The sequence below is a fragment of the Lysobacter antibioticus HS124 genome, assembly GCF_000336385.2.
Lineage (GTDB): Bacteria > Pseudomonadota > Gammaproteobacteria > Xanthomonadales > Xanthomonadaceae > Lysobacter > Lysobacter firmicutimachus.
On the sequence record NZ_HG424570.1, the window covers coordinates 1 to 11,332 of the forward strand.

General features: G+C 70.3%; 11 protein-coding genes. 6 read left to right on the plus strand and 5 right to left on the minus strand.

Going from position 1 to position 11,332, the window contains the following annotated elements:
• The first annotated feature begins 154 nt into the window (after positions 1 to 154).
• The 5 genes from TX83_RS19655 (at position 155) to TX83_RS19675 (ending at position 5,448) form a co-directional block, all read left to right on the plus strand.
• Positions 155 to 961 carry a lysophospholipid acyltransferase family protein gene (locus TX83_RS19655; protein WP_079248345.1) on the plus strand — a complete coding sequence of 269 codons (807 nt, stop codon included), beginning with the start codon at positions 155 to 157 and terminating at the stop codon, positions 959 to 961.
• Between the two features lie 7 nt (positions 962 to 968).
• Positions 969 to 1,958, plus strand: coding sequence for a YheT family hydrolase (locus tag TX83_RS19660; protein WP_064749698.1), 990 nt, complete (start codon positions 969 to 971; stop codon positions 1,956 to 1,958).
• A 97-nt stretch (positions 1,959 to 2,055) separates the two neighbouring features.
• The gene (locus tag TX83_RS19665; RefSeq protein ID WP_064749688.1) at positions 2,056 to 4,131 is read left to right on the plus strand and encodes a tetratricopeptide repeat protein; all 2,076 of its coding nucleotides are present in this window, start codon (positions 2,056 to 2,058) and stop codon (positions 4,129 to 4,131) included.
• Positions 4,132 to 4,247: 116 nt separating this feature from the next.
• A complete protein-coding gene (locus TX83_RS19670) occupies positions 4,248 to 4,874 on the plus strand; it encodes a YbhB/YbcL family Raf kinase inhibitor-like protein (protein ID WP_064749689.1) in 627 nt (208 codons plus the stop codon).
• A gap of 106 nt (positions 4,875 to 4,980) precedes the next feature.
• A complete protein-coding gene (locus tag TX83_RS19675; RefSeq protein ID WP_064749690.1) occupies positions 4,981 to 5,448 on the plus strand; it encodes an RDD family protein in 468 nt (155 codons plus the stop codon).
• 30 nt (positions 5,449 to 5,478) lie between these two features.
• Here TX83_RS19675 and TX83_RS19680 read toward each other — a convergent pair whose 3' ends face one another.
• From TX83_RS19680 to TX83_RS19700, 5 genes are all read right to left on the minus strand, one after another.
• A complete protein-coding gene (locus TX83_RS19680) occupies positions 5,479 to 6,339 on the minus strand; it encodes an META and DUF4377 domain-containing protein (RefSeq protein ID WP_064749691.1) in 861 nt (286 codons plus the stop codon).
• 103 nt (positions 6,340 to 6,442) lie between these two features.
• Positions 6,443 to 7,357: an META domain-containing protein gene (locus tag TX83_RS19685; protein WP_095179443.1), complete on the minus strand. Its 915-nt coding sequence runs from the start codon at positions 7,355 to 7,357 to the stop codon at positions 6,443 to 6,445.
• Positions 7,358 to 7,631: 274 nt separating this feature from the next.
• A complete protein-coding gene (locus TX83_RS19690) occupies positions 7,632 to 8,174 on the minus strand; it encodes an META domain-containing protein (RefSeq protein WP_064749693.1) in 543 nt (180 codons plus the stop codon).
• A gap of 88 nt (positions 8,175 to 8,262) precedes the next feature.
• Positions 8,263 to 8,772, minus strand: a complete 510-nt coding sequence (locus TX83_RS19695) for a DUF2750 domain-containing protein (protein ID WP_064749694.1) — start codon at positions 8,770 to 8,772, stop codon at positions 8,263 to 8,265.
• A gap of 19 nt (positions 8,773 to 8,791) precedes the next feature.
• Entirely contained in the window at positions 8,792 to 9,598 is an 807-nt protein-coding gene (locus TX83_RS19700; RefSeq protein WP_064749695.1) for an undecaprenyl-diphosphate phosphatase, read from the minus strand.
• Positions 9,599 to 9,901: 303 nt separating this feature from the next.
• On the opposite strand from TX83_RS19700, the gene glnA reads away from it, so the two are divergent.
• The gene (gene glnA / locus TX83_RS19705; RefSeq protein ID WP_064749696.1) at positions 9,902 to 11,311 is read left to right on the plus strand and encodes a type I glutamate--ammonia ligase; all 1,410 of its coding nucleotides are present in this window, start codon (positions 9,902 to 9,904) and stop codon (positions 11,309 to 11,311) included.
• Positions 11,312 to 11,332: the final 21 nt, after the last annotated feature.

The window sequence follows — 11,332 nt, forward strand, 5'->3', positions numbered from 1 at the left end:
GCGGCCGGCCCGCGCCGGGCCGGCCGGCGGCGCGTCCCGGCGCCGCTGCGGCGGATGCGAACGCTCGGTCAACTATTCACCGCTGCGCGCCGTTCGCGCCCAAGCGTGAAATCGCCGCTGGCCGCTGACCCGACGCTTCGGTATCGTGCACACAATGAATGCGCCGCCTCCCCACGCCGGCGCGCTCGCGCCCTCCGGGGCGCCGACCGCGCGCGCGCTGCGTTACCTGATCCGTGTGCCCCTGCTGCTGTGGCATGTGCTCGTCCACCTGCCGCTGGTGCTGCTGCTGTCCTCGCCGCTGACCGGGCGCCTCCGGATCGGCGCTGAAAGCCTGGAGCACCGCCTGATCCGGGCCTGGTCGGCCGGGCTGATGCGGATCTTCGGCTTCCAGCTGCGCCGCATCGGCACCCCGCTGCCGGGCGCGACCTTGTTCGTGGCCAACCACGTCAGCTGGGTCGACATCGAGATCCTGCACAGCCAGCGCATGATGGGCTTCGTCGCCAAGCGCGAGATCGCCGGCTGGCCGGTGGTCGGCTGGCTGGCCGCGCGCGGCGAGACCATCTTCCATCGCCGCGGCAGCACCGAATCGCTGGGCGGGGTGCTGCACGAGATGCTGTCGCGCCTGCGCGCGGGGCGCTCGGTCGGCGTGTTCCCCGAAGGCGGCACCCGCGGCGGCCGCGAGATCGGCCCGTTCCATGCCCGCATCTTCCTGGCCGCAGTCGAGGCCGGGGTGCCGGTGCAGCCGGTGGCGCTGCGCTACGGCGAGGGCGGCAGCGCCCAGACCGTGGTCGCGTTCCAGGACAAGGAAAGCTTCTTCGCCAATTTCCTGCGCCTGCTCGGCGAACCCGGCCGGCTGGCCGAGATCCATTTCCTGACTCCGATCGGCCCGGGCGAGGCCGACGGGCGCCGCCGCATCGCCGAACTGGCGCGGCAGCGCATCCTCGAGGCGATGGCGGGCTGAGGCCGTGCTGACCGCGTCCGACTACGCGCCGCCGCGTTGGCTCCGCAACGCGCACGTGCAGTCGGTGCTGGGGTCCAGCCCGCTGCGTCGGCGCCGCGCCGAGCAGCGCCTGGCCGAAGCCGGCGCGCGCACCGAATCGCATCTGATCGAAACCGCCGGCGGGGTGCGCCTGCACGGGCTGCACAGCCTGGTGCCCGGCGCGCGCAGCCGCGGCCTGGTGCTGCTGCTGCACGGCTGGGAGGGCAGCGCCGAGTCCAACTACATGCGCCTGACCGCGGCGCAGTTGCTGGCGCGCGGCTTCGAGGTGTTCCGGCTCAACTTCCGCGACCACGGCGACACCCATCACCTCAACGAAGGCCTGTTCCACTCCAACCGCATCGACGAGGTGGTCGAGGCGGCATTGGAGATCGCCCGGCGTTTTCCGCACTTGCCGCTGTCGGTGGCGGGCTATTCGCTCGGCGGCAACTTCGCCCTGCGGCTGGCGTTGCGCGCGCCGCAGGCCGGCCTCGACCTGGTCCACGTCGCCTCGGTCTGCCCGGTGCTGGACCCGGCTCAAACCATGGATTCGATGGAAGCCGGGCTGCCGGTGTACCTGTGGTACTTCGAACGCAAATGGCGCGGCTCGCTGGCGCGCAAGCGCGCGCTGTTCCCGGCCCTGCACGACTTCGACGACCGCACGCTCGGCCTGAGCATGCGCCCGCTGACCCAGTGGATGGTCGAGCGGCATACCGACTACGGCACCCTGGACCGGTATTTCGACGGTTATTCGATCGCCCGCGAGCGCCTGGCCGCGCTGGCGGTGCCGGTCAGCATCCTGATGGCGGCCGACGACCCGGTGATTCCGCTGGCCGGCTTCCGCGAGCTGGTGCTGCCGCCGCACGCGCGGCTGGAGATCGCGCCCTGGGGCGGGCACTGCGGCTTCCTCGAGAACGCCCGCCTGGACGGTTTCGCCGAGCGTTGGATCGGCGACCGCCTGGCCGCGTTCGCCGCGGCCTGAGCGCCGGCCGCGGGAGCGGGCCCGGTAAAAAAGGCCCGGGGAAATCCGCCGTAGGCCGCCTACAATGGCCGGTCTACCCTTAGCCGAAGCATCCGCAATGTACGAACCCATCCTCGAGGCCCTGCGCCGCGGCGACGCAGCGCAGGCCGTGACCGCGGCCGAACAGGCCGTGGCCGCCGATCCGCAAGACGTCGGCGCGCACCGCCTGCACGCCGCCGCGCTGCGCCTGAACGGCGATCCGGCCGCGGCCCTGGCCGCGCTGGACCGGGCCATCGGCCTGGCGCCGGAGGATGCGCAACTGCATCTGGAGCGCGCCGGCGCCCTGCTCGACGGGCGCCAGCTCGACGAAGCGCAGGCCGCGCTGGCCCAGGCCATCGGCCTGGACCCGAACCAGTTCCCGGCTTATGTCATGCGCGCCCACCTGGCGATTTCGCGCGGCGATCTCGACGAGGCCGAGCGGCTGGGCCGCACCGCCGCGCGGATCGCGCCGAATCATCCGCAGGTGGCGGCGGTGGAGGGCGCGCTGGCCCTGCACCGCGGCGATCCCGACCGCGCCCTGGCCGTGCTCAGCCACGCCGCCGAACTGGCGCCGGACGACGCGCAGATCCTGCACAGCCTGGGCTTCGCCTACTTCGCCAAGGGCCACTTCGCCTTTGCCGAAGGCGCCTTCAGCAAGCTGGCCGAGCGCTACCCCGAACAGAGTTCGCTGCAACTGCTGATCGCCGACCTGCTGCGCCGCCAGGAGCGTTTCGCCGACGCCGCCGACCGCATCGCGCCGCTGGCCCAGGCCGCCGATGCCGGCTTCGGCGTGCAGCGTTGGGCCGGCGAGCTGGAAGTCGACGCCGGCCGCCCGGAGCGCGCCCTGCCGCTGCTGCGCGCCGCGCTGGCCGCGCACCCGCAGGACCCGCGCACGCTCAACGCGATCATGGAAGCCTGGCGCCGCCTCGGCGATGCCGACGACGCGCGGCGCACGCTGGAATCGGCTCTGGCCACCCACGCCGACCAGCCCAACCTGTGGCGCGCGCGACTGGCGCTGGAACCGTTCGCCGGCCCCGAAGCGCTGGCGGTGGTGGAACGTTGGCACCAGGCCATGCCGCAGTATCTGGGCGCGCTGGAAGCGCGCGCCGCGATCCACGACCACCTCGGCGAACACGAGCAGGCCGAGGCCATCGCCCATCGCATCGTCGAGCTCAGCCCCGGCGATGCGCGCGCCGAGATGCGCATCGTCCAGGGCCTGGTCGAGCGCGACCCCGATGCGGCGGTCGAGCGCATCGAGCGCCTGATCGGGATGGCCGCCGATCCGCTGGTCCAGCGCGAGCTGCGCCAGTTGTTGGGCCGTTCGCTGGACATCGCCGGTCAGCCCTCGGCCGCCGCCGCGACCTGGGCCGAACTGCACGCCGAAGTCGCCGACCAACGCCTGCCGCGCAACGCGATCAGCGCGCGCGGCGGCGAGGAATGGCCGGCGCTGACGCCGCTCGCCGAGGGCAGCCGCGGCATCCTGCTGCTGTGGGGCGCGCCGGGTTCGCAGGTCGAGCGCGTCGCGCAGGTGCTGCGCCTGGCCGGTGCGCCGCTGCTGGTCGACCGTTTCGGCGCGCAGCCGCCCACCGATCCGTTGCAGCGCTACGGCACGGTCGACGAATTGGTCGCCGGCAAACTCGATCCGGCGTTCCTGGCCAAGCTCTACCGCGCCGCCCTGCCGGCGCGCGGCGCCGCCGAAGGGCCGGTGTTCGACTGGCTGCTGTGGTGGGACAACGCCCTGCTGCGCGCGCTGCGCCCCAACCTGTCCGAAGCACTGCTGCTGATCGCAGTGCGCGACCCGCGCGACATGCTGCTGGACTGGCTGGCCTACGGCAGCCCGACCCCGTACGCGCTGGAAACCCCGGAGGCCGGTGCGCGCTGGCTGGCGCGCCTGCTCGAACAGATCGCCGATCTGCACGAGCACGAACTGTTCCCGCACGCCCTGGTCAAGCTCGACGAGATCGGCCAAGACCCGGGCGCGATCGCCCAGACGATCGCCGACACGCTGCGCGTGCAGATCTCGCTGCCGGAAGGCGTCGGCCTGGGCGGCGAGCGCCTGCCGGCGGGGCGTTGGCGCGAGTACGGCGAAGCGCTGGGCGAATGCTTCGCCGTGCTGACTCCGGTCGCGCGCCGCCTGGGCTATCCCGAGCAGTGATCCGGGCCGCCGCGCGCTTTCGCGCGCGCGGCCTTGCCGTATCGTCCGTGTCCTGACCGTCCCGTTCCGCCGCGCCGCGATCGTGCCGGCGCGGCCGCCGCACAAAAGGAGTTCCGATGCGCATCCACAGCAACAGCTTCGAGCATGGCCGGCGCCTGCCGGTCGAGTTCGCCGCCGGCCAGGCCAGCGGCGACGGCTACGGTTTCGCCGCCAACCGCAATCCGCATCTGGCCTGGGACGACGTCCCGGCCGGCACCCGTTCGTTCGCGCTGATCTGCATCGATCCCGACGTGCCGACCGTGGCCGAGATGGTCGGCCGCGCCGACGTGCAGATCCCCGAACATCAGGTGCGCTGCGATTTCATCCATTGGGTGGTCGCCGACCTGCCGGCCGACCTGCGCGAAATCGCCGCCGGCAGCTGCAGCGACGGCGTGGTCGCCCACGGCAAGCGCGATCCGGCCGGCCCCGGCGGCTCGCGCCAGGGGCTGAACGATTACACCGGCTGGTTCGCCGCCGACCCGGACATGGCCGGCGACTGGTACGGCTACGACGGCGCTTTCCCGCCGCCGAACGACCTGCGCCTGCACCGCTATTTCTTCCGCCTGTTCGCGCTCGACGTCGAGCGGTTGGCGCTGGGCCCGCGCTTCACCGCCGCGGACGTGTTCTACGCCATGCAGGGGCATGTGCTGGGCCAGGCGACGACCTATGCGACGTACTCGTTGAACCCCGCGGTCGAAGGCTGAGCGCGGCGCGCCCGAGGGGCTGCGCCGAAGCGCGTTCGACGCGGATTGCGGCAGGACGGCGGCCGGCTTAGAGTCGCGCCCTCATCCAGGACGAACGGTGTCGCGCATGGAAGAGCAGCACAACCCCTACCACGCGCCGCAGGCGGCGGTGGCCGTGTCGGAACGGATCGGCACGCTGGTGGACGCCGGTCGCGGCCGGCGCCTGGCGAATCATTTGATCGACACCGTCGCCATGCTGGCGATGATGTTCGTCGGCGCCATGGGCTACGGCCTGGTCGCCGGCGAGGCCGCGATCGCCGCGCTCGACCAGCCCAACCTGGCGCGCGACATCGGCTTCAACATCGTGCTGATGCTGGTCTATTACGTGCCGCTGGAAGGCATGTTCGGCGCGACCCTGGGCAAGCTGGTCACCGGCACGCGAGTGGTCGACGAACAGGGGCGGCCGCCGACCTGGGGCCAGGTGCTGGGGCGCACGCTGTGCCGGTTGATTCCGTTCGAGCCGCTGTCGGTGCTGTTCGCCGGGCTCGGCTGGCACGATCGCCTGCCGCGCACCCGGGTGGTGCGGACGCGCTGAGCGCGCCCGCACCGGACGATCGAGCGGCGCTTATCGCTTGGGCGAGACCAGCTCGCTCTCGACCACCATGTCGAGCACGTAAGCCACCGACGATGCGTCGGCCGGCGGGTTCTTGACGTCGAACTTCTTCACCCGCACCACGTTGCGCACGCCGGGTTCGTGGGTGTAGCCCTCGATCTCCTGGTACAGGAACTGCCACTCGCCGTCCGGCTTGAGCGCTACGCCGTTGCCGTCGTACTTGCGCTCGCGCACCCACAGGCACTGGTGGTTCGGCATCAGCGGATGCGGGCAGGTGCGGCGCTGCGCGTCCACTTCGAAGAACGCGGTCGTGCCGGGGCCGCCATAGCGGGTTTCCGCGGTCGGCTCGCCGCTGAGTTCGAGCTTGGCGCCCGAGGCCGTGGTCAGCAACAGGCGCGGCTGCGGCGCTTCGCCCTGGATCGCGTACTGGGCGCTGCCTTCCAACTGCTTGGCGATCTCGCTGTCCATCTGCATCAGGCGCTGGTCCTGGCAGGCCATGAGCGTGGTCTGGAAGGACTTGATCTCGATCTTGCCGCCGCTCAACGCATACGCGGCGCCGGCGCGGTTGCAACCGCCGGACACGCCGAGGCGGCCGTCGCGGAAACTCAGCTGCAGGCCGTACTTGCCTTCGCGCTGCAGCAGCGCGATCGGCTTGCCGGCGGCGTCGCTGGCGCGCTCCAGGTGCCAGACGTAGGCGGGCAGCTCGATCGCGGACGCGGCCGGCGCCGGGTCGGACTTGGCCGCATCCAGGGCGGCGCTCTCGGGCTTGGCGCCGGCGTCGGCGCCGTTGTGGTTGGTCGAAGGCGCGGCGCAGGCGGCGAGCAGGACGCTGGACAGCGCGGCGGCGAGGAGCAGGGGGCGTTGGATATTCATGGGGCGCAATGATCCGGGTTGAACTGCGAAGATCGGATCAACGGCCCCGCGCGCGCGGTGGGGTTGAGCGCGTTCAGCCGCGGGTCGGGTTCGCCTGCGCCGCTCAGGGCTGTGCGGGGGCGGCGACCGTGTCGCCCTGCGCTGCGATTTGAGCCAGCGCTGCGGCATCGGCGATCTCTTCGACCCGATACACGCCCAGCGAGCAGGCCTGTCCGCTCAGGCTCGGGTAATGACGCGTTTGCAGCACTTGGCGCCGGCCGGGCCGGGGACGTGGACCATCGAAGACATGCAGCGGCAAGTCGAACCATGCCGATGCCGGCTGCGGCCTGTCGTCGACCCAGTGCAGCCTGCGCGCCGAGACGCAGTTCGGGGCGGGCGGATTCAAGGGCGCGCAGCCGACCGAGCAGGTGCGCGGCACGGCGGCGATTTCCAGGCTCACGTCCTCGCCCTTGGCGCCGTAGGGCGCGTCCGCGGTTTGCAGCACCAGGGTCGTACCGTCGGCGCCGGTCAGGTGCAGTCGCTGGGTCGCGCCGCTGCCGTGCAGGCGTTGCCGGAACGGCGGCTTGAGGTAACGCAGCAGCGCGTCGTCGATCGCGCGCGCGCGTTCTTGCGAGGTGCCGATCAGGGTCGTTTCGAAGCCGTCGCCCACCGCGACGATGCGCGCGCCTTCGAGCCGATAGTCGACCGACACGGTGTTGGCTCCGCCGCTGAAGGCCATGCGGCGATGGCGGAAATCGACCCGCACCTGGCGATCGGCGTCGGCCTGCAACATGGCCAGGGCGCTGCCGTCGGCGCGCGTCGCCAGCTGCACCTGCCATTGGTACTCGGTCAGGTCGCTCTCGTTGGCGGCGCGCTGCGGCACCGAAACGGCGCTGGCCGGCGCGGCGTTGCCGCCGTCGCGCGACCCACCGAAGCCGCAGCCGGCCGATGCGACGGCCAGCGCCAGCGGCACCGCGACCGATACGGCGAACCGCAATGCGCCGGGCTTGGAAGAGCGAAACGAAGCGAACGTAACCATGCGGCTTTCTCGGTCGGGCAGGGCAGAGCGAATTCGGGCTCGAGTGCGTTGCGGCGATCGGGGCGGCGGCGCGTGGCGGTCGCTCTTGTCGCGGTCGCGCCTCGCCGCCGACACTGCCGCCGCGACCCTCGGTCGGCGAGGGCATGGCCGCGTCCTGGGCGGAATGGCATAGCCTGGGGCGCGCATGCCGTGCCGCGCTATGGCCGCAGCCGGTAAAAACGCCAGACCGGTCACGTTGTCGAAGAAGCAAACAGTTCGCCGGTCCGGCGTCGCTTCAGCGACCCGGCGCCGTCTTCAATGCCGTTGCTTCGACCAGTTCCATGCGCGAGCCGTCGTCGGCGACCGCATGCAGCGTCCACACGCGTCGCTTCCAATCCCAGTCGATGGAAATGCGCGTATCGAGCAACGGCTGGGCGAAGAATGCGCGCTCGGCCGCCATGTCGCGTAGGCAGCCGGCGGTGGTTTCCACCGTATCGAGCCGGCGGTCTGGCAGCAGCCGGCCGCCTTCGACCCGGTAAGCGCCGCTGACGGTGTTGCACACGCCGACCAGTTCGTAGGTGCCGTTGCGGAAGCGGGCGCGCAGGTCGCGCGCGAGCTTGAGGTTCAATGCGGCCACCGGCCTGCCGCGGGCGTCGCGGGCCCATACCGGCCGCCAGTCGACCGACTGCAGCCGCTCGGCCAGGCGGGTGTCCGGCTTGGCGGTTACGGACTGGGCAGCGGCAGGCTGGGTAGCGACCGGCGGCTTTCCCGCCGCCTCGGCCGCTGCGGCCGTCGTCATCGCGCCGGCGAGCGACAGCGCCAAGATCAACCGATGCATGAGGACCTTCCTGGTCGGAGGCCGCGAACCGCGCCGGCCGGAGCTGCGATCTTAGCGGCGCGCCGCCGGCAAAGCCGGGAGCCGGCGCTCAGTCCTTGGGTTGGGCGAACTTCTGCGCCAGCGCCCGCCGCGCCTGTTCGAGATCGATGCCGCTGTCCGCCGTATCGCCGCTCTTGTCCGCGCCGTCGCCGACCGCTCCGTCGACGAGCAGTGCATCCAGATGGGCCAAGACCTGCGCCGGTTCGATCACCGCGCATTGCCGCTGAGCGTTCGGGAACACGCCGACCAGCAGGCCGTCCTGCTCCAGCGCCGGCACGGCGCGTTCGCGCCAGGCCGCCAGCTCGTGCGAGGCCGGTGCGTAGTCCTTGAGGTTCGCCGCCGGCGCCAGCGAGGCGCGCGCGGTCTCGGCCGAAGGCCACACCGGCAGCAGCTCCTGGCCGTCGTCGTCGAACAGGGTCAGCACGTACTCGCCGGACACCGCCACCCACAGCCGGCCCTCGCGGGCGACCGCGTCCAGCCAGGCCGCGTAGCGTTCCGGCGCGGACAGTTCCTGATAGTCGAGCAGGCGTTGCGGATCGGATTCGTCGGGATCGTGCATGGCGGGCTCCGGAAAGCGATCAACTGCCCGACGGCATCAGCAGCAACAGCGCCGCGCCGAATACGAAGCGGTAGATCGCGAAAGCGGTGAAACGGTGGGTCTGGATATAGCGCAGCAGCCACTTCACCGCGATGAAGGCGGTCACCGCCGAGGCGGCGAAGGCCACGCCGAGTGCGTTCCAGTCCTCGTTCGCAGCGGCCGGCGTGCCGAGCACGTCGAGCAGTTCGTAGCCGGTGGCGGCGAACATGGTCGGGATTCCGACCAGGAAAGTGAACTCGGTCGCCGCGGCGCGGCTGGTGGTGCCGGCGAGCAGCGCGATGAAGATGGTCGCGCCCGAACGCGAAGTGCCCGGAAACACGCCGGCGATCACCTGGGCGATGCCGACCAGGATCGCCACAGTCCAGGTGATCGCGCTGCGCTCGCCGAGCGTGGCGGCGCGCTTGGCGGCGAAATGCTCGGCCGCGATCATCCACACCCCGCCCAGCACCAGCGCCCAGGCGATCGGCAGGACCTGATCGGGCAACTGGAAACCGGCTTTCTTGACCGCGATGCCGAGCACCGCGGTGACGCCGAACGCGGCGCCGAGCTTGAACAGGTAGTCGCGGTTCTCGCGCCGGGCGAAGCCGGTGGCCAGCTCCCACAGCCGCTTCCAGTAGATCACCACCACCGCCAGGATCGCGCCGGCCTGGATCGAGATGTTGAACAGGTCGGAGCGGTGGCCGAGCCAGTGCTGGGCGATCAGCAGGTGCCCGGTGCTCGAAATCGGCAGGAACTCGGTGATGCCTTCGATGATGCCCAGGATCAGGGCGGCTAACAGGTCGGTCATGCTTTGGGGGCGGGGATTGGGGATTCGGGAGAGGGGATTCGGCTTCGAGCCGCTGCGGTCGGGGGAGGCGCGGCGGCGGGTCAGGATAGCGGAAAGCGTGTTGCACTAACTTGGTGCAATGCCCCTGTTTCGTGCATCCGGTTGGTGCGTTCGTTCGTGGCGGACACGACGATCCTTATAAAAAACAGTCGCTTGCGGATCAGAAAAACTTGGCATGGCGCTTGCTATCCCTATGGGCAGGCGGCGCCAACGCCCTCGCTGCGCACGAATCCCCCATCCCCAATCGCCAATCCCGGATCAGTCATGTCCCTCGAACACGTCGAAAAGCTCATCAAGGACCACAAGGTCGAATTCGTCGATCTGCGCTTCACCGACATGCGTGGCGTGCAGCACCACGTGACCTTCCCGAAGTCGATCGTCGAGCCGGCGCTGTTCGAGGACGGCAAGATGTTCGACGGCTCTTCGATCAGCGGCTGGAAGGGCATCAACGAGTCCGACATGATCCTGCTGCCGGATTCGACCACCGCGTTCCTGGATCCGTTCACCGCCGATCCGACCCTGGTGCTGACCTGCGACATCCTCGACCCGGCCACCATGCAGGCCTACTCGCGCGATCCGCGCGGCGTCGCCAAGCGCGCCGAGGCCTACCTGAAGTCCAGCGGCATCGCCGATCAGGCCTTCTTCGGTCCGGAGCCGGAATTCTTCATCTTCGATTCGGTGCGCTACGCCAACGAGATGGGCCACACCTTCTTCCATATCGACTCGGAAGAGGCGCACTGGAACTCGGCGCGCGAATACGAAGGCGGCAACAGCGGCTACCGTCCGGGCATCAAGGGCGGCTACTTCCCGGTCGCTCCGCTGGACTCGCTGCACGACATCCGCGCCGAGATGTGCAAGACCCTGGAGCAGGTCGGCATCGAGGTGGAAGTGCACCACCACGAAGTCGCCAACGCCGGCCAGTGCGAAATCGGCACCAAGTTCAACTCGCTGGTCGCCAAGGCCGACGAGCTGCTGACGATGAAGTACATCATCAAGAACGTCGCCCACCGCAACGGCAAGACCGCGACCTTCATGCCCAAGCCGATCGTCGGCGACAACGGCAGCGGCATGCACGTGCACCAGTCCTTCGCCAAGGGCGGCGTCAACCTGTTCTCCGGCGACGGCTACGGCGGCCTGTCGCAGCTGGCGCTGTGGTACATCGGCGGCGTGTTCAAGCACGCGCGCGCGATCAACGCCTTCACCAACTCGGGCACCAACAGCTACAAGCGCCTGGTGCCGGGCTACGAAGCGCCGGTGATGCTCGCCTACTCGGCGCGCAACCGTTCGGCGAGCTGCCGCATTCCGTACGTGGCCAACCCGAAGGCGCGCCGCATCGAGATGCGCTTCCCCGACCCGATCCAGTCCGGCTACCTGACCTTCGCCGCGCTGATGATGGCCGGCCTGGACGGCATCAAGAACCAGATCGATCCGGGCGCGCCGAGCGACAAGGACCTGTACGACCTGCCGCCGGAAGAGGAGAAGGGCATCCCGACCGTGTGCCACTCGCTCGACCAGGCCCTGGAAGCGCTGGACAAGGACCGCGACTTCCTCAAGGCCGGCGGCGTGTTCACCGACGACTTCATCGACGGCTACATCGCGCTGAAGATGCAGGAAGTCACCAAGTTCCGCGCGGCGACTCATCCGCTCGAGTACCAGATGTACTACACGATCTAAGCCGCGCAGTAGGACGGGCGT